12 protein-coding genes and 1 pseudogene are annotated in these 19145 nt (G+C 63.9%); 10 read left to right on the top strand and 3 right to left on the bottom strand.

The features are described from left to right. Positions 1-119: 119 nt before the first annotated feature. From D6M19_RS31710 to D6M19_RS31680, 7 genes and pseudogenes are all read left to right on the top strand, one after another. Positions 120-1937, top strand: coding sequence for a beta-ketoacyl reductase (locus tag D6M19_RS31710; protein WP_327389837.1), 1818 nt, complete (start codon positions 120-122; stop codon positions 1935-1937). Next, positions 1934-6355, top strand: coding sequence for a type I polyketide synthase (locus D6M19_RS31705; protein ID WP_123029267.1), 4422 nt, complete (start codon positions 1934-1936; stop codon positions 6353-6355). Before D6M19_RS31710 ends, D6M19_RS31705 begins: the two co-directional genes overlap by 4 nt. A gap of 61 nt (positions 6356-6416) precedes the next feature. Beyond that, positions 6417-7367: pseudogene (locus D6M19_RS31700) on the top strand (ATP-binding cassette domain-containing protein); the annotation flags it as partial. Between the two features lie 752 nt (positions 7368-8119). After that, complete coding sequence (locus tag D6M19_RS31695; RefSeq protein ID WP_123029266.1) at positions 8120-8974, top strand: ABC transporter permease; 855 nt, start codon at positions 8120-8122, stop codon at positions 8972-8974. After that, positions 8971-9828 carry an ABC transporter permease gene (locus D6M19_RS31690; RefSeq protein WP_123029265.1) on the top strand — a complete coding sequence of 286 codons (858 nt, stop codon included), beginning with the start codon at positions 8971-8973 and terminating at the stop codon, positions 9826-9828. The genes D6M19_RS31695 and D6M19_RS31690 overlap by 4 nt, the downstream gene beginning before the upstream one ends. 42 nt (positions 9829-9870) lie before the next feature. Beyond that, the gene (locus D6M19_RS31685) at positions 9871-11124 is read left to right on the top strand and encodes a phthiocerol/phthiodiolone dimycocerosyl transferase family protein (protein ID WP_123029264.1); all 1254 of its coding nucleotides are present in this window, start codon (positions 9871-9873) and stop codon (positions 11122-11124) included. A 14-nt stretch (positions 11125-11138) separates the two neighbouring features. Next, entirely contained in the window at positions 11139-11978 is an 840-nt protein-coding gene (locus D6M19_RS31680) for a class I SAM-dependent methyltransferase (RefSeq protein ID WP_164478791.1), read from the top strand. A gap of 12 nt (positions 11979-11990) precedes the next feature. On the opposite strand, the gene D6M19_RS31675 is transcribed toward D6M19_RS31680, so the two are convergent. Further along, positions 11991-13469 (bottom strand): flavin-containing monooxygenase, encoded by a 1479-nt coding sequence (locus D6M19_RS31675; protein ID WP_123029270.1) that lies wholly within the window; start codon positions 13467-13469, stop codon positions 11991-11993. A 651-nt stretch (positions 13470-14120) separates the two neighbouring features. Here D6M19_RS31675 and D6M19_RS31670 point away from each other — a divergent pair. Then, positions 14121-15773, top strand: a complete 1653-nt coding sequence (locus tag D6M19_RS31670) for a PE-PPE domain-containing protein (RefSeq protein ID WP_234835146.1) — start codon at positions 14121-14123, stop codon at positions 15771-15773. A 119-nt stretch (positions 15774-15892) separates the two neighbouring features. Next, positions 15893-16252, top strand: a complete 360-nt coding sequence (locus D6M19_RS31665; RefSeq protein WP_123029261.1) for a DoxX family protein — start codon at positions 15893-15895, stop codon at positions 16250-16252. Positions 16253-16256: 4 nt separating this feature from the next. Here D6M19_RS31665 and D6M19_RS31660 read toward each other — a convergent pair whose 3' ends face one another. Further along, positions 16257-16691 (bottom strand): SRPBCC family protein, encoded by a 435-nt coding sequence (locus tag D6M19_RS31660; RefSeq protein WP_123029260.1) that lies wholly within the window; start codon positions 16689-16691, stop codon positions 16257-16259. A gap of 6 nt (positions 16692-16697) precedes the next feature. On the opposite strand from D6M19_RS31660, the gene D6M19_RS31655 reads away from it, so the two are divergent. Further along, positions 16698-17252 carry a DUF2505 domain-containing protein gene (locus D6M19_RS31655; protein ID WP_234835145.1) on the top strand — a complete coding sequence of 185 codons (555 nt, stop codon included), beginning with the start codon at positions 16698-16700 and terminating at the stop codon, positions 17250-17252. An 18-nt stretch (positions 17253-17270) separates the two neighbouring features. Here the strand turns inward: D6M19_RS31655 and D6M19_RS31650 are convergent, their stop codons facing one another. After that, positions 17271-19082, bottom strand: coding sequence for a CocE/NonD family hydrolase (locus D6M19_RS31650; protein WP_123029269.1), 1812 nt, complete (start codon positions 19080-19082; stop codon positions 17271-17273). Positions 19083-19145: the final 63 nt, after the last annotated feature.

Genomic DNA, 19145 nt, shown 5'->3' with positions numbered 1-19145 from the left:
TCGTCGGCAGCGTCAGATGTGTATAGGGGACAGCGGCCCCCGTGCTCCCCGGCGCTCCCTGGCACCACACCAGCCACTGGATCACTATCGACCCGGATAAGTCGAAACGCGCTGGAGGAGTGAAGAATACGGTCTTAGCGGCTGATCGTTTGATCCCGGACGGATGGGACTACGAGCTGACGTGGCCGAAACAACAGCTGTCGCCCGCGGACAGCACCGTGCACGGTTCATGGCTTGTGATCGCCGACTCCGACCTCGGCACGGAGGTCAGGCGCGCGGTGGGCGGGGACTCCCGTGTCACCGTGGTGGCTACCGGTGACGATGAAGCGCTCATCGCCGCGATCGCCGATGTCGACAAGGTGATCTACGCGCCTGCGGTTCCGCCCGACTCGATGGATGCCCGGGAGGGCCACCGGCTGTTCAATGCAGCGAGGCGGCTCTCGACCGCGCTAGCGACGACAGCGAATCAGCCGAAGCTGTTCCTGCTCACCCGAAATGCGCAACCGCTCTCCGAGGGCGACAGGGCCAATCCCGCGCACGCCGTGCTGTGGGGCCTTGGTCGCACGCTCGCGTTGGAACACGCCGAAATCTGGGGCGGCGTCATCGACGTCGACGAATCGGTCCCAACACACCGGGCGGCACGCTATGTGCTCGCCGAGGCCGCGAACTCTGACGGCGAGGACCAGGTGGTGTATCGCGCAGGTGCGCGGCATGTGCCGCGGCTTGTCAAGCGCGTCGCGCCGGTGACGGCGCCGGCCGAGATCGATAGAGAAACTTGTCATCTTGTCGTCGGCGCGACCGGCAACATCGGCCCCCACCTGATCGAGCAGCTCGCCGACATGGGTGCCGCGACGATAGTCGCCCTCTCGCGGCAGCCGGGTGACCGCCTCGATGAACTGGCCCGGAAGCTGTCGGCCAAGGGGACGAGCCTGATCACCGTGGCAGGCGATGCGGCCGACGAGCGCTCGATTGCGCCACTGTTCGCGCGGTTCGGCACGGACCTTCCTCCGCTGGGAGGCATTTACCTTGCCGCGTTCGGCGGCGGCCCGGTAACGCTGGCCGACATGACCGACGATGACGTCAATGTGATGTTCCGGCCCAAGATCGACGCGCTCTCCGTCGTGCATCGCCTGTCCGTCAAGCAACCGGTGCGCCAGTTCGTGCTGTTCTCGTCGATCTCGGGCCTGTTGGGGTCGCGGTGGCTGGCCCACTACGCCGCGACAACCACATTCCTCGATACGTTCGCCTATGCGCGGCGCGCCGCAGGGCTTGCGGCTTCCACTGTCAACTGGGGGTTCTGGAAGTCGTTGGCCGACAACCAGTCCGAAGAGTATCGACAGACGACCATCGATTCCGGGCTCAACCCGATGGACGACGGCGTCGCCATCAGGGCGCTCTCTGCCGTGATGGCTCCCGAGGCGCCGATCCGCTTCGTCGTGGTGGAAGCTGACTGGCCGCATCTGGCGACCGCGTACCGTACGCGGGCTTCGCTTCGGATGATCGATGGGTTGGCGACCATCGACGACGAGCGGGCGGCCGATGGTGACGACTGGGCAGGTCTGCAAGGGGTCGCAGATCTTGATCCTGCTGAGGCCGGGCACATCATCACAAATCGGCTGGTCTCGCGCCTGGCCGCGATCCTGGGCTACACGGACCCGTCGGCGCTCAATCCGGCACAGCCGCTGATCGAGCTCGGATTGGATTCGCTGATGGCGGTGCGCATCAGGAACGCCACACAGCACGACTTCGGCATCGAACCACCGGTTGCCCTGCTCCTGCAGGGTGCCTCACTGAACGACATCACCGGAAATGTCATGACTCAGCTCGGATTCGCCCGGCAGGACAGCACCGTAGATGCCGTTCGCGAGAAGGCTAATCAGCGTGCCGCCGCACGCCAAGGCGCATCGATGCGGCGACAGAGGGGAATACGTACATGAGCGACAACAGTTCGCCGGAGTCCTTGCCGGCCAACGCCATTGCCGTGGTTGGGATGGCGGCCAGACTGCCAGGGGCCAACACGCCGTCGGCTTTCTGGGACAACCTTCGCCGAGGCGAAGAATCGATAGTCACGCTGTCGGAGGCACAGCTCGCGTCCGCCGGGGTGACTGCGGAGTCGCTCGCCAACCCACTGTACGTACGGCGTGCGCCGCTGATCGACGGCCTGGATGAATTCGACGCGGAGTTCTTCGGTATGCCGCCGCAGACCGCAAAGATGATGGACCCGCAACACCGGCTGTTCCTGCAGACAGCTTGGCACGCGTTCGAGGACGCGGGCTACGACCCGGCCAAGTTCGACGGCTCGATCGGCGTATACGCGACCAGTGGGTCCAGCATGTACCTGGTGCACAACCTGCTCTCGCATCACGATCCGAACGAGATCCTGGCGCAGGGCGCGACCTTCGACCTGATCAACATGTCGCTGTACAACGACAAGGACTATTTGGCCACCCGGGTATCGCATCTGTTCAACCTGCGTGGGCCGAGCATGACGGTCCAAACAGCGTGCTCATCCTCGCTCGTCGCGGTTCATTCTGCGTGCCAGAGTCTGCTCAGCGGCGAGTGTGACATGGTCCTCGCAGGCGGTGTGTCGCTACGTATCCCGCATCGGGTCGGCTATTGGCATGAACCCGGCTCGATGGTCTCCCCGCTCGGGCGCTGCCGACCGTTCGACGCCGAGGCCGACGGCACTGTCTTCGGAAGTGGCGTCGCCGCGGTTGTGCTCAAGCCCTTGCAGGCGGCACTGGAAGACGGTGATCGCGTGCACGCTGTGATCAGGGGATCTGCGATCAACAACGACGGGTCGAAGAAGATGACCTACGCCGCACCCAACGGCGACGCGCAAGCTGATGTCATCGCCGAGGCGCATGCCGTCGCAGACGTCGATTCATCGACTATCAGCTATGTCGAAACGCACGGAACCGGAACGCCGCTGGGCGATCCCATCGAGATCGAAGGGCTGCGAAGGGCTTTCGGTGTCTCCGATACGGATCGACAGGGGCCATGCGCCGTAGGCTCGGTCAAGTCCAATATCGGCCACTTGGCTGAGGTGTCCGGAATTGCGGGCTTGATCAAGACGATTCTGTGCCTGCAGAATCGGGCGATCCCCGCGTCGCTGCATTACGCCAACCCCAACCCCGCACTGAATCTCGAGCAGGGCCCCTTCGTCATCCAGAGTGAGTACCGCGATTGGAAGTGGGACGGCCCGCTGCGCGCAGGCGTGAGCTCGTTCGGCGTCGGCGGCACAAACGTGCACCTCGTCGTGGAGGAGGCGCCCGGCACTGCGTCGGCTCAGACCCATTCGGGCCCACAGGTTCTCCGTTTCTCGGCGAAATCCGTCGACGGGCTCGAGGACTTCCGCAGCACCCTGGGTGCCGAATTGGGTCGCGACGAGCCGCGAGACCTCTCCGATGTCGCCTTCACCCTGGCCGCGCGGCGCGACGAGAAGTTCAGACTCGCGGCGGTGGTGCATGACCAGCAGGACGCCGCTGCCGTTCTGCAGGCGGCGGAGAGTGACAACATCTTCATCGCCGAGGCGGTCGAGGGCGCCGAATCCGCCACCGACAGAGTCGTTTTTCTGTTCCCCGGGCAAGGGGCACAGCATGTCGAGATGGCGCGCGGGCTCTACGAGTCCGAACCGGTGTTCACCCAGAACTTCGAGGCTTGTGCGGACGGGTTTCTTGCGGAGCTCGGATTCGATCTCCGCAATGAGTTGTTCGACGCCGCCGGCTCGGACTTGGAGCGCACCGACAGGGCCCAGCCGGCCCTGTTCGCGGTGGAGTACGCCCTCGGGCAGCTCATTCGCTCCTACGGGGTCGAGCCCTCGGCGTTGGCCGGACACAGCATCGGTGAATATGTGGCGGCCACCATGGCCGGTGTGTTCGACCTGCCGACGGCGATCAGGGTCGTCGCGACGCGTGCGCGCCTGATGCACGGATCCGCCGCGGGAGCGATGGTCGCGGTGCCGTTGAGCCCGGACGCGGTCGCCGAACATCTGTCGCCGGGCCTCGACATCGCCACGGTGAATGATCCGGGCAGCAGCGTGGTCGCGGGATCACCGCAGGACATCCTCAAGTTCCAGAACCAGCTGAAGCGGCAGGGGATTGTCGCCCGCCGGGTCAGGACCGCCCACGCCTTCCATTCATATCTGATGGATCCGGTGGTTCCCGAGTTCGCCGACTTCTTGTCACAGGTCGAGCTGAACGCACCGCATACGCCGCTTCTTTCAAACGTCACCGGTTCCTGGATGACCGACGACGAAGCCAGGGACCCCGCGATGTGGGCACGCCAGATCCGGGCGACCGTGAAATTCGCCGACGAGCTCGATGTCATGCTCGCCAACCCGTCCCGCGTCCTCGTCGAGGTCGGTCCTGGCGGCACCTTGACCGGGTCTGCGATCCGTCATCCGCAGTGGTCGGCTCGCCATCGCGCGGTCCGTCTCATGCGTCACCAGGTCCAGAACCGAAGTGACCGTGACGTATTCCTACTGGCCCTCGGCCAACTCTGGTCCGCTGGTGTCGAGGTCGATTGGTCACGGCTGTCTTCGGGTCAGCCGCGGCGTGTGTCGTTGCCCGGTTATCCCTTCGCCCGGCAGAAGCATTGGGTCGAGCCGAGGACGACATCGGGCTGGGTCGCCGAGCCGGCGCACAACGGGGCCGAGCACGTCTCGACCGGAGCCGCCGCGGCGTCGAGCACCGGCAAGAACGGCCAGGCGGAGATCGAGGCCACGCTGCAACGCATCTGCGCCGAATGCCTCGGGGTGCCTTCGGTCGGGTTGACGGACAACTTCTTCGACATCGGCGGCGATTCACTGCTTGCGATCGGTGTCGCGATGAGCGCGACGAACCAAGGGCTCGAGTTGACGCCGCAGGATCTCTACGACCACCCGAACGTGTCGAGTCTGGCGTCGTCGCTCGTGGCCCGGTATGCCACGGGCGGCCTGGCGATCCTGCCGACCGGTGCTGACGTGAGTCACCCCGTGCCTCCGAGCATGGTCCAGTTCTTCGAGAACGGGATACGCGAACCCGACCGTTGGCGGGTCCCGCTGTTGCTGGCCATCGGTCCCACCGTCGGTGTCGGCGATGTCGAGGCGGTGCTGACCGCGGTGACCAACCATCACGACGCGTTGCGGCTGCGAATCGTCGAACGTGCTGGAGCGTGGGAGCAACGTGTCGGCGCACCGGAGGAATCCGTCGAGGTGTCTCAGCAGACGCTGGCGCCCGGAATCGCACCCGGTAGCGCGCAGGAGCGCGAGGCGGTGCTCGAGATGATCGCCGACGACGTCCGCGGCGGGGAGCTGTCTCGACCGTTGAGGGCGACCTACATCTCGGACTCTCGAGGCGAGCCGCGGTATCTCGCGATCACCGTCCTGGAACTGGTGGCCGACGGCCCATCGCGCGAGATCCTGCTCACCGATCTGCTGACCGCGTTCACGCAGCAGCTCGCAGGTCAGGACATCGTGCTGACACCGGCGGGCACGACGTGGGAGGAGTGGTCGAAGCGTTGCACCACGCTCACCAGTCATCCGGCCGTGCTCGAGAGTCGTGAGTACTGGCTGGACACCACCGCGGGCCCGAGGCTGCGCGTCGCGGACGACGATGCCGACGAACCACCAAGCACCGATGATCTCGTGCGACTGCCATCGAGTCTGACTTCCGAGGAAGCCGACGAAATCGACCGGGTACGACGGATGTTCCAGTTCACGATCGAGGAAGTGCTGCTCGCGGCGCTGGCCAGAACACTCGCGCACACGGTAGGCGAAGGCGTTGCCGCCATCGATCTGGCCGGGGACGGCAGGTCGGTTCTCAAGCCGGATGTCGATCCGCGTCGCACCGTCGGCGGCTTCTCGACGATCTACCCGGTGGGGCTCGAGTGCGTCAGCCGCGAGCACGCCGATGCCGTCCAGGTGCTGGACGGCGTGCATGCGACCCTGACCGCCGTTCCGCATCATGGAATCGGACATGGATTGCTGCGGTACCTGCACGCGCCGACCGCCCGATCACTGGGCCGCAACGCTCCAGCCGAGATCTACTTGTCCAATCAAGGCATGATTCCCGACTTGCCGTCGACCGGCGGACCCGTCGAGGTTGACGTCGACACCGCGATGTCGGTGCGCGACAAGGTCCCTGGTCTTGGGCATCCGATCGAGGTGCGGGTCTATCGTTCCTCGGGAGGCCTGCACGTCGACTGGTGGTATGACACCCGACGGGTGCAGCGGGCCAAGGTGGAAGCGCTCACGGAGCGGTTCGGTGTCGCAATCATGGAAGTGGTCCGGGAAGCGATGGTCACCCGACGCGCAGAGGACGAATCTTCCTCGGCGTCTGTGGAACTCGGTCTCGTCGATCTGTCTGCGGAGTGAACTCATGACGACTGTGCACGATGCGACAACGCAAGAGATAACCAGGACAGAGGGAACGGGATTGACCAGCTCAGAGAAGAGCGTCGTCGTCAAGGGGCTCGGCAAGTCGTTCGGTGAAGTGCATGCGGTGCGCGGCATCAGCTTCGAGGTCGGGCGCGGCGAGGTTGTCGCGCTGCTCGGGCCAAACGGTGCAGGCAAGACAACCACTGTGGACATGCTGTCGACGCTCACCAAGCCGAGCCGAGGTACCGCCAGCATCGCCGGGCATGACGTGGTCTCGGACCCGGCCGCGGTTCGCCGCTCGATCATGCTGACCGGCCAACAGGTGGCTCTCGATGACGTGCTGACGGGTCGCGAGAACCTGCACTTGTTCGGGCGGTTGCAGGGGCTCCACAAGGCGGCCGCGCGCTCGCGGGCGGAGGACCTTCTGAACGAGTTCGATCTGCAGTACGCGGCGAACCGTCGGGTTGGAACGTACTCGGGCGGTATGCGCCGACGGATCGACATTGCGTGCGGCCTGATGGTTCGTCCCGAGGTGGTGTTCCTCGACGAGCCGACCACCGGTCTTGACCCGCGCAGCAGACAGGTCATCTGGGATCTGGTGGCCAGCTTCAAAAAGCTCGGCATTTCGACGCTGCTCACCACGCAGTATCTCGAGGAAGCGGACGCCCTCAGCGACCGGATCATCGTCATCGACCACGGAGAGATCGTCGCCGAAGGAACCGCCGACGCGCTCAAGGAACGTACCGGCGGAAGCTATTGCGAAATTGTCCCGCAGGATCTCAACGATCTGCCCGCCGTGGTGGCGGCGCTCGGTCCGCTGATGCCGGAAAAGAACCGGGCAGCAGCCCTGGCATCTGAATCCGACCGGATCGCGATGCCGGCACCACGCGGGCCGAACACTCTGGTAGAGGCATTGGCGTTGCTCAACGCGGCCGGTATCGAACTGCGGGACATCGCGCTGCGTCGGCCTTCGCTCGACGATGTGTTCCTGGCTTTGACTTCGGACAACACCGGTACCCCGGCGCCCAACGGGTCCGGCCTGAGCGGATCGGACTCCAACGGGTCCGCCGTCAACGGTCCGAGGCACGCCGCCGACGATCAACTGCCGGACATTCCGCCCGACACAGACGACGGATCGGCGGGCGGTGGAGCCAAATCGTGGGTCTCGGCACACTCCAAGAGCCTGATGGTGCTGGCGGCGTGCGTGATCGCGGTGGTCGCCGTGAGCCTGGTCGTACTGGACAGGAGCTCGACCCCGGCAACGGAGAAGCCGGTGGTACCGGCCCAGGTCGCGCCCCCGCAGGCACCACCCGCGCCGAACGCCCCGGTGGCCAGTCCGCAGGCACCACCCGCCCCGTCAGCGGCGCCGCCTGCGGCGGCGACGGCTGCACCCGCCACGGTGCCGCCGGTCGCCGTTGCGCCTTCAACGCGTGCGCCGCGAGGCGCGAGCGCTCCGGCCCAGACCGCCCTGCCGACCACGCGGGCGCCGATCACCTCCGCTGCCGCAGCGGTGTCGCCTCCGCCGGTCGTGGTCACATCGCCCGCTATAGCGGTCATGCCGTCGCCGGAACTCGCTAACTCACCGGCGGCAGTCGTCGCGGTTCCACACGGGCAGGTCGCGAATCCACCCGGGCCGCCGATACAGGCACTTCCGGTACAGGTTATGCCGGAACAGGCTGCGCCGGAACAGGTCTTGCCGCCACCGCCACCTCCGCCCGATCCGCTTCAAGCCGCCCTGAGCCCGCTTCTTGGTGGTTTGCCATGAGCACGGATGTGCTGACAGCTGAATTGGATTCCGCCACACCCAGATCCGCTCTGACCGCGGCTCGGCCGAAGGTTTCGACATTCGGTCAGTGGTGGGTGCTGACAACTCGACTCATCACACCCAGCCTCCGTAACGGAGATGTTCTGACCACGATCGTGGCCGTGGTGGTGTTCGCCGCCGGTTGGTACATCCCGTTGAACAACATGCTCGGCAAGACGTCGGGCATGAGCAGCTACGCGCAGTTCCTGATGCCGCTGATCGCACTTCAGGGGATCTCGTTCGCCGCGATCACCGGAGCGCTTCGCGCCGCAACCGACTCGGTGAAGGGCATCAACCGGCGGTTCGACTCTATGCCGATCGGCCCATTGACACCGCTGGTGGCCCGCATGTCGGCGGGAGCCTACCGATGCGCTCTCGGCATCGCGGTCGCGCTCATCACCGGCCATGTCCTGGGGTTCCGATTCTTTGCCGGATGGGTCAACGCGATCGGATTTTGTGTGCTGCTGCTCCTGATCGGCATGGTGCTGTCGTTCATGTCCGATCTGCTCGGAAGTCGTTCAAAGAACCCAGAGGCCACCACTCAGTGGTTGATGCTTCCGCAGCTCATCTTCGGCCTGTTGTCGGTCGGTATTCAGCCCGTCCAGATGTTTCCGGACTGGATCGAGCCGGTCGTTCGCAACCAGCCGATATCACAGTTCATCTACGCCCTCCGCGCGCTGGCCGGTGACTCGACGCCCACCGCTGGAGCTGTCACGTGGTCGATGATCGGCCCATCCGTGTTCTGGCTGATCGGCGCGACAGTTGTCATGGTGCCGTTATCGCTGCTCCTTCTTCTGAGGCGGCAGTCATGACTGTTACCGACCAGATTGTGGAGCCACGCTCCGCGGTGGACGAAGACGCGTTCGCGGTTCCCGACCGTCGATTCAAGGAGAACTCGCTGCGACTGCTCGGCCCACACGTGTGGGTACAGACACAGCGGTTGTTGATCGGGCTCATCCGGGACCCGATGACGTTCGTATTCGGGCTCGCGCTGCCGATCTTCTTCCTCGTCGTCATGAATATCGTTCTGGGCGACGCGATTCGGGCGCTGACGGGTCACAGCGCGCTGTACGGAAGTGTGCCGCTGGTGACCCTGATCGGTGCCATGAACGGGGCTTCGGTCGGCATTTTGGGCATCGTGACCGAACACACCAACGGCCTGCTCGCTCGCCTGTGGGTGGTGCCGGTGCACCGGGCTTCTGGCCTCATTGCACGCATCATCTCCGATGCCGTCAGAGTCATGCTGAACTCGTTTGTCCTGCTGTGTGTCGGGCTACTGTTGGGTCTTCGGCTCGAGCAAGGTCTGTTGGCCGGGCTCCTATGGCTGTGCGTTCCTGCCTTGTTCGGAATGGCTTTCGCCACAATGGCTCTGACGATCGCCGTCTACTGGCCCAACCCGACGCTGGTCGAGGCGATCACTCTGGTGTCGGCCGTCCTGTTGTTCTTCTGCACGGGCTTCGTGCCGCTGGATCAGTACCCGAAGTGGATTCAACCGGTCGTCGAACACCAGCCGTTGTCATATGCCACCGAGGCGATGCGCGGACTGACCCTTGGCGGCCCGGTGCTGGAGCCGCTGACCGGGACCCTGGTCTGGTCGGCGGGCATCTTCATCGTCTGTGCGATTCCCATGGTGATCGGCTACCGAAAAGCGAGCATGCGTGGCTGAGAACCTGCTGGCCGAGCGGCCACAGAACAACGAGGGGACCTGATCGTGTTTCCGACTTCGGTCATTCGGAAGCTGGCCAAGAGCGAGGACTTCTTCGCCGAGACGCACACATTCACCTCCGTCACATTGGATTTGGTTGGCCCCTTCGACCTGGACGCCATGTCGATGGCGTTCGACGTTCTATTAGAGGTGTATCCGGTCTACTCCGGACACATCGAGCAGGGCGCCGACGGCCGGTTCCAGATCGTCGCCGCCGACGCCGACCTCATGCACCCGGGCATCTGGCTCGTCGAAGAGGGTGAGGAGCTCTCGCCGGTATATCAGCTGGACCAGACAGAGGCCCTGATCAATTTGTTGGTGCGGACCGGCGGCAACCACAACGAGCTCACGCTCTACGTGCATCACAGCCTGTCGGACGGAACCCACATCGCCGGGCTCGCGCTCGAGCTGTTCACCAGATACACCGCTCTGGTCACCACCGGCGACACGGGACCGGTGACCCCGCAGCCGGCACCGGAGCCGATCGAGGTGCTGCTCGAGCAGCGGGGGATCCAAAAGGGGCAGCGGTCGGGACTCGACCGGTTCATCCCGGCGATGTTCGCCCACGAACTGCCGCCGCGGCGCGCGACGTCGAGTGCGACCGATTACGACCACCCGCTCCCGGTGCCCACCGCACGGGCGCGGTTGGGCAAGGAGGAAACGGCAGCGCTGACGAAATTCGGTCGCAAGAACCGGCTCTTCGTCAACAACCTGGTTTCAGCTGCGATCCTGCTCGCCGAGTGGCGCATCCGCGAGACGCCGCACATCCCGATCCCGTACGTGTACAACGTCAACCTGCGGCCACTGCTCGACCCGCCGGTGACGGCGACGGGTTGCACGCTCGCACTGGGCGTCGCCACCTACCTCGCCCAGATCACCCCGGAGACCGATCTCGTCGAACTGGCTCGAGACATCGCGAGCACGTTGCAGGCCGATCTGTCCGAAGGTGTGGTCCAGCAATCCCTCCTTCATTTCAATCTGCAGTACGAAGGCAACGTGCCCGGCCTGGCCGATGTCGTGCTGTCCACCAACATTGGCAATATCGCCTCCGCGATGCCTATGCCACCCGATCTGGAAATCGTCGGGCTGAGATCACAGTTTTACCGCGCTTCCTCCGCAGTCATCGACGTATACGGCTTCGGAGTAGTTGGCGGGGAACTGATTCTCGAGCATCACGTCGATGCCGCCGAACCCGGAAAACCACTGGAGTTGGTGCTCGCACTGCTCCGTGCAGCGTCGCTCGAATACCAACACTGAGGAGAATTGAAATGATGTCTACGAGCTCGGACAAAGTGCACGTCGACTTGACGGGGCCGCCGCAGACCATGCTCGATATGGTGTACGCCCGCGCATTGGATGCGGATTCGGCGCAGCCGATCCTGGGCGACACGTACGCGAAACAGTTGATGGCTCAAGTGGATTACGACACCAGCAAGAGCCCCATCGCCAAACAGCGACGCCGGCAGGTGACGTCGATCGCCGTCCGTGGCGCCCAGTTCGACATCTGGACACGTCAGTTCCTGGCCAACCATGACCGACCTGTCGTTCTCCAGATCGGCGCAGGCCTGGACAGCCGGGTCTTTCGGGTCGATCCGGGGCCGGATGTCGACTGGTATGACATCGACTTTCCGGACGTGATCGCGCTTCGCGAGCGGTTCTACCCGACCCGTGAGCATTACCATCTGGTCGCGTCGTCGGCGACGGACTTGTCCTGGCTGGATTCGATCCCCGCCGACCGGCCCGCATTGCTGATCGCCGAAGGCGTCAGCATGTATCTCGTCGAGAGCGACGGGGTCGGATTGCTGCGCCGTGTCGTCGAACGCTTTCCAGCGGGGGAGTTTCAGCTCGACTTCTGGAGTCGGTTCGGATCGAAAGCCATGCGCAAGAACAACACCGTCGTGCGCTGGTCGGGTTCCGAACTCGGCTGGGCCGTCGACGAACCCGACGACATTCTCAGCGCTGTTCCGGGGACTCGCCTGATCAGAGCGATCTCGGTGTTCGAGGCCGAGACGGTGCAGCGACTCAGCAAGGGCTACCGGCGGTTCGCGAGGATGGCGTCGCGCACTCCGGTGTTACGCAAAATCGTGCAGTTCCACCGCTACGCATTCTGATCGCGGGTGTAATCAGCCGATCGCGTAGTCGTCCAGCGCGAATCGATCTGCGTCGCGAACCGTATCTCGCCTCGACTTGGGACGCACGATCGTGGCGTCTCCGCGGAAGTGGTAGGACCGTGATGATGCACAGTTTCCCCGGAAATACACCATGTCGCCGAGTCGCTCCGAGAGTTCGTTGAAGTAGCGTGCGTTGGCTTGCTCGGTGACCTCGAACGTGCCCGCGTTGCGACAGCGCATCTCGCCGAAGAGCCGCCTCATGTGCCGCATCTCGCATTCCATCATCGTGAAGTAGGAAGCACCGGTGAAGCCGTATGGACTCGACAGGTTGAGGTAGTTCGGGAAGTAGGGGATCGACACACCCTCATAGGTCTGGAAGTGGTTATCCCGCCACCACTTACCCAGATTGCGGCCGTCGCGTCCAACCACCTCAATGGCGGGGAAATTGGCCTCCCACAGATCGAAACCCGTTGCCAGGACCAACGTGTCGATGACGACCTTGCGACCGTCGGCCGTGACGACGCCGTCGGGATCGATGCGCTCGATGCCCGATGTCTCGAGGTGAACATGGGGACGGTCGAGCGTTCGGTAGTAATCGTTGTTGAAGGTCGTCCTCTTGCACCCGAATTCATAGTCGGGCGTCAGCCTTCGACGGAGGTCCTTGTCGCGAATCGACATGAACATGTGCGCCTTGGACAGTTGGGCGGCACCGGCATTGACGAAGCTGGTCTTGCGGTAGTTCAGCACGGCGGTGGATATTCCGAACTCGGACAGCACGTCGGTGACGAATCGCAGGATGCGTTGCAGAACAGGCAACCGGGCGAACAACCGCTGCACGGCCCGGGGAATCGGGAAGTCGACCTTCGGCACCACCCAGATCGCGGTCCGTTGATACACCGTCAGCTCCGAAACCTTCTTGGCCAGCTCGGGAATCAACTGCACGGCCGTCACACCCGTGCCGATCACTGCGACCCGGCTGCCGTCGAGGCGGTGATCGTGATCCCAGTTGGCGGTGTGGATCATCTTGCCGCCGAAGTTTTCCACCCCGGGGATGTCGGGAATCTTTGGTTGGGACAGGTACCCGGTGGCGGTGACGAGGAATCGGGCGCTCAGTGTTTCCCCGCCGGCGAGGGCGACGCGCCACACCTGCGCGTCTTCGTCCCAACGTGCGCCTTCGACGGTGGTCGAGAACCTCATAAACCGGCGTAGATCATATTTGTCGGCCACGTGATCGGCGTAGCGCTTGAGCTCCTCGCCGGGCGCGTGCAGCCGAGACCAGTACGGGTTCGGTTCGAACCAGTACGAGTAGGTGGTCGACGGAATGTCGACGGCCAGCCCGGGGTAGTGGTTGACGTACCAGGTGCCGCCCAGGTCGTCCTCGCGATCGACGATCACGAAGTTGTCGTATCCGGCACGTTTCAGCTCGATCGCAGCGCCCATACCCCCGAACCCGGCGCCAACGATCACAGCATCGAGTAGCTCCGAAGTCACAGTGACACCGTACCCAAGCAGAGGACCCGAAGCCGGGTAAAACGTCATGCCGAGAGGCGCGTCGAACGACGATTATCACGAACAACATTCATGCGATATTTCCCGCGACGAATCCGATCGCAGTGTTTTGCTGTGGGGCCGCCGCCCGGCCAGCATCGGCGGCCGGATCCAGCCTCGCCTTTCTGCCGAATAGCAAAGACAGAGAGCATTCGCTGGAGCGCGCCTGCGGCCGCCGCAGCGAGCCCACGCTGTTGTGCGGCCGCACCGAGCGGGGCCCGCGATAATTGACGGTGTGATCTCGGTCTCAAAGCTGAGGCGCAGCGGTCCACTCGGCGAGATAGTGCAGGAGAGACACGATCTTTGAGTTCACGTTGGCGACCGCCACGATGCTGGTTACAACCTCGCCGTATTGTTCGGGGCCCGGCGCCCCGCCCTCCGGTTAGGGGCCGATCCGCAGGCGGTCGCCGATGCAAACCGGCTTCGCTGGGACACAAATCCAGCAGATCAGCGAAATAACAGCGCGGACACGTTTTGGCCGCTATGCTTCAGCCAGCTTTGGGGAACTGCGTTAGCCCTCGAGACCACAGGGGTGGAGGAATTTTAATGTCTGAGCAGTCGAAAATATCCTGGAACAAAAGGACGACGCCAGTTGTGACGGCCGCATTGGCGTTGGAGGTGGTGGGCCTTTTCGGCTTCGCCTATCTCACCGACAGCCACGTTCCCGGCATCAGCCCGCTGGCGGCCACGAGCATCTTCATCGACGGCACGAAGGACATCCTGCCGACGGATGATTCGCAGGCGCCTGACCGGATGAGGAACGCGCTCGGCGGCGCTTACGACCAGTGCGGTGCCGGTTCCACTGGCCCATGTGCCAACAACAAGTACATCGATTACTCCCGGGACTTCGGCATCCTGACCGGCGGCGCCGGCTACAACGAGTCCAAGCTCGAAGCGACCAATATGACAATCGCCGCCATCAGGGAAGCGCAGGCCGATCCCACCTACACGCCGGGCGACGGGATTTATGTCGTCGGCTATTCGCAGGGCGCCAATGCCTCGTCGGATGTCATCAAGGCGGCTGAAGAACTCAACTCCGACGCCGATCCGACCAACGATCTCGACCTGAGCGACGTCACGTTCGTCATGCTGGGCAACGGGGCACGCAACGACGGCGGCCTGTGGGCACGGCTTCCCGCGGGCGTCTACGTCCCGTTCCTCGGGTTGAGTTTCGGCGCGTCGACGAACCCGGTCACCCCGAGCGACGATCCGAACGCTCCCAACGTCATCCTGATCACCAAGCAGTACGACGGCGCCGGGGACGTCCCGAGGTACATGCTGTTGAACCCGGTCGCCGACCTCAACGCGGCCATGGGCTTCTTCTACGTGCACAACGGCTACTACCAAGACGTCGATGTGGATCTTGATAACGACGGTGATGTTGACGAGGCAGATGTTGTCCTCGCAGAGGCTGACGACGAGCACTACATCGTCACCAAAAATGGCAACGTGACCGACATTGTCATCATAAACCAGCCGGGCGATCTGCCAATCACGCAGCCGCTCAAGGCTCTTGGCGTGCCAGACGACGTCATATTGGCCATTGATCCCATCTTGCGGTGGATGATCGAAGCCGGCTATGACCGCGTTCCCGACGGTGGGACCTATCCGTCCGAGCCCGTGCACATCGGATTGTTCCCCAAACCGGGCAAGATCTTCAAAGACCTGCTCGCGCTCGACGACGTCTGGGATCAGACCGAGGAAAATGTAGAGGATCTGGCCGACGCCAACACGCTTCAGCTCGCGTCGGACCCGGGTGTCGGCAACTCCCTGATGGCCGCCAAGCAGGTTGATCCAGCACCGGCGGAGGCACCGGAGCCGCCCAAGCCGCCGGTCAAGCCGCAGTCCCAGTGGCCGACATTCGTCCCACAGCAATGGGTTCCGCAGGTGACGAAGTGGCAGGCACCTCCTGCGCCTCCAGTGGAGGAACTCCCGCCCACGGTGGAAGAGGTCCCACCGACCCCGACCGCCGACCAGTTGCTCATCGACCCGGATTCGTTGGGCAACACGGCGGCCTCGCCGTCCTCCGGCTCGACGGGTACGGCGACTCCTGGCGCGGGCCTGCAGAAGATCGCGGGGGCGGTGAAACAGGTTTACGACGCCACGTTGGGTCGCCTGATTCCGAAGCCCGCTACCACCACGGCGCCGACGACCACGCCGGACCCGGTTACCACGAGTACCGATCCCGATCCTGATCCAGGGACGGGTACTGAACCAGGCACCGACCCCGACACGTCTACCGGGTAAAACACCGCTCACGTTGGCGCCCGTCAGGCCCCACCAAACTAGGGTGGACCTGGCGGGCGCGACATTGTGCGGGCAGGACATACCAGCTGCGCGACAAGCTTGTTGAGAGAGGAAGCCATATGCAGATCGCCGTCATCGTCGTCTCGATCGGGCTCGCAATATTCATGGCGGTCGCCGGATTCCTCAACGTCTTCTTCGTCGGGGACGCCCGGGAAAACCAAGTGCACCTGCGCATCTCGGTGGGGCTGACTCGGTTCATCGGCTGGTGTCAATGGGCCTCGGTCGTCGGGCTGATCGCCGGGCTGTGGTGGCGGCCGATCGGCATCGCGGCCACGATCGGCCTGCTGCTACTGCTGGTCGGTGCCGTGTTGGCGCACCGCCGCGTCGACGACCCCCCCAAAGAGATGTTGCTGGCCATCGCGTGTTTTGTGGCCTCCGCATTCGTCCTCTACGGCCACATCTCGTTGCTGACGGCCTGAGCGGCTATCCCGCCTTCGGCCCGGCTTCGGCCACCTCTGCAATGCGCGCCGTCGAATCGTTGAAACCCTTCGCCAGACTTTTTCCGATCAACAGCGCGGCGACGCCGGCCAGCGGCCCGCTCATCACCGCGCGCTCAGTCAACTTCGTCCCGCCGTCGACGACTTCGATTTCGTGTTCGTAAGTCATCGTCACCCCCGGGAATTTCGAGACACCCACCCAACCCCGCGGGGGATCGACGCTCGTCACCGTGTGTGTCGTGGTCGGGCCTCCTTTGGCCTTCGCGGTGATATTCGCACCGACCACGAACTCCCCGTCGATGCTGGCCTTTTGGATGACGCCGCCAGGCCACTCAGACGGGCTGGTCCACGCCCACCAGACCGCCGATGGATCTGCACTGCTGATGGATGACCCTTGAAAGGACCGTCGCCGCGTCGCCATACCGCAATGATGACAGAACATCATCGCGCGCCGGCAGACGGTAGCCTGCCCACTATGTCCCGTTCGCTCGACCTGACGGTCGAATCCCCGGCCAGTGTCGAGCAGGTCCTGGCGGCGTTCGGCAGCCAGGCCTATTGGAATGCGCGGCTCGCCGAGTTCGGCGGCGGCACCGCCACATTGGACGACTTGAGTGTCGATGATTCCGGCGCCGTGGCGGTTGCCCTCAGACTCGGCCTGGTGCGCGATCGACTACCAAAAATCGTGACTCAACTTCACAACGGTGATCTCGAAATGCTGCGCAATGAGACTTGGCGCTGGGTTGATGGTGGGCACGTGCGCGGCGACATCGGCGTGACCGTATCCGGAGCGCCGGTCTCGGCGATCGGGCAGGCGTTGCTGTCGCCCGCCGGAGCCGGTTCGCGGTTGAGCTACAACGCCACGATCAAGGTCAAGATCCCGTTGGTCGGCGGCAAGATCGAAAGCTTCATGTGCGGGCAGACGGTCGACGAGATCACCAAACTCCAGGACTTCACGAATGGGTGGGTCGCCGAAAACGGCTGACAGGCAACAAAGTCGAGGCTAACGCCCGACGACGGGCAGATCGATGCGCGAATCGTGCACGCGGCCGCGGTGTACGTGAATGGTAGGCGGTCCGCCAGGAATGATGGCGAAGTGGCTGGCGTCGGCTCCCGCGATGGCGACACGGATGCGGTGGCCGCTGTCGAACAGATAGGACGTCGGCAGCAGGTCGAACGTCAACTCCGCGACCTCGCCCGGCACGAGCGCCTGTGCGTGACTGCGCTTGAAGGTGCGGTATGGGACCGGCTGGCGATACGGGGGAGTGGTGTCACTGAGCCGGCGATGGATGGCACGCAACTGTCCTTCGGTGACATAAGCGACGCGGCCGTCCTCGTCCACATCCTCGAGATATACGAAGAACGTTCCGTCGTCGGCGGTCGAACTCACGAACAGCGTCACGATCGGATGCCCGGTGACCTCGAGGGGATGGTCGAGCGCCGCCGACGTGTAGGTCAACAGTTTCTCGTCCTCGCTGCTCCGCTCGGGGTAGACGACGGCTTCACCAACCGCCGCCTGGGTGCGCCAGCGCGAATGCTCGCCACACCCTGTCGTGTGATCCACGACGTATTCGTCAACATCGCTATCGGAAATGGGCGGCTCAACGCTCAACTCGCCGCCTGCAGCGAGGTGGTAGGTCGACGTCGTGGCGGGCGGCGGCCAACTGTCCGCGGTTTTCCAGCGACCCTCGACCATGGTGAAGTAGTGCACCAGCGGCTCCGAATCGATACCTGTATCACGTTGCCTCAGATGGCAATCGAAGAAGCGCAGCAGTTCGCCTTCGTGGTCGAAGCGAGTCTTTGACGGATCTCGGAACGGTTCGATGTGCCATTTACCGCCGTGGTTCCACGGCCCAAGGATCAACCGGCTGCCCGGTGTGGCGATCGTCAGGAACCGCTTTATCGCCGAATGCCCATAGGCACCGTCGAACCAGCCGGCGTAGCTGTAGATGGCTGCGCCAGATGATTGGATATCGTGCCAATAGTTGTGCGGGCTGACGAGTCCCAGGCTGCCCGAGTCGTCTATCGGCGTACCTACCGGCTCGAGGCGAGCGCCGACCTGGTTGTGGTACGGGTCCGAGGGAGCCACATCGTCGCGGAAGGTCAACGTCATCGCCTGTTGATGGACGTCGTAGTTGTCACGGTGGGCCGCAACCGCACCCGCGCGCAGAGACCGGTCGTGATCGCCATCGACGGGCTGTACGCCGGTCACCAGAAGCTTGAGCCACCGGCCGGCAACTTCGTATGGCGCGTTGCGGTCAAGCGCGTCGTTATAGCGACCCCACGTTCTTGTGAACCACTCTGCATGGATCCCTCCTGGAAACGCGATGTCGGGGTAGGCATCGAACAGCGCGAACCGCGGCGCGATGGCGCGTACGGCCGGATGCCGGTTCAGCAAAAGGAATTCGGCAGCCGCTCCTCCGTACGAGCTCCCCAACGCGCCGACTTTTCCGTCAGACCACGGCTGGCGCACGATCCAGTCGACGATTTCTGCGCCATCGCGAATTTCGTCTGGAGACCATTCGGAGACCCGGGATCCATATGACGCACCCGTTCCGCGCACGTCGACGTCCACCCACGCGTAACCGCTTGCGACAAAGCGCTTTCGGCAGCGAGCGGTGGACTGTATGTGGTGTAGTGCCTGACCTCCCGTCACTGCCCGAAGCGGCTGGCGCAACTCCATCGCCCGGAAGTATCGCGTCTGGCAGACGATTGCCGGCACGCGCGCGTCGTTCGGAAGGTTCTTGGCCAGACAGAGGGTTATCGCAATGCGCACACCATCGCGCATTGTCAAATAGCAAGAGGTGTAACGCATGCCGCGGTACGCCTGCCGCGGCGGTTGCGCGCCGTACCAGGCAGCATCCGAGCCGCTGTTCGC

Origin of the sequence: Mycolicibacterium stellerae (assembly GCF_003719305.1) — a bacterium.
Classification (GTDB): Bacteria; Actinomycetota; Actinomycetes; order Mycobacteriales; family Mycobacteriaceae; genus Mycobacterium; species Mycobacterium stellerae.
This window is presented reverse-complemented; position numbering and strand designations above follow the sequence as displayed.

Coding starts and splice junctions, on each gene's coding strand:
- D6M19_RS31705 (WP_123029267.1), top strand. CDS start 1,934: ATGAGCGACAACAGTTCGCCGGAGTCCTTGCCGGCCAACGCCATTGCC.
- D6M19_RS31695 (WP_123029266.1), top strand. CDS start 8,120: ATGAGCACGGATGTGCTGACAGCTGAATTGGATTCCGCCACACCCAGA.
- D6M19_RS31690 (WP_123029265.1), top strand. CDS start 8,971: ATGACTGTTACCGACCAGATTGTGGAGCCACGCTCCGCGGTGGACGAA.
- D6M19_RS31680 (WP_164478791.1), top strand. CDS start 11,139: ATGTCTACGAGCTCGGACAAAGTGCACGTCGACTTGACGGGGCCGCCG.
- D6M19_RS31665 (WP_123029261.1), top strand. CDS start 15,893: ATGCAGATCGCCGTCATCGTCGTCTCGATCGGGCTCGCAATATTCATG.
- D6M19_RS31660 (WP_123029260.1), bottom strand. CDS start 16,691: ATGGCGACGCGGCGACGGTCCTTTCAAGGGTCATCCATCAGCAGTGCA.
- D6M19_RS31655 (WP_234835145.1), top strand. CDS start 16,698: ATGATGACAGAACATCATCGCGCGCCGGCAGACGGTAGCCTGCCCACT.
- D6M19_RS31650 (WP_123029269.1), bottom strand. CDS start 19,082: ATGCGTTACACCTCTTGCTATTTGACAATGCGCGATGGTGTGCGCATT.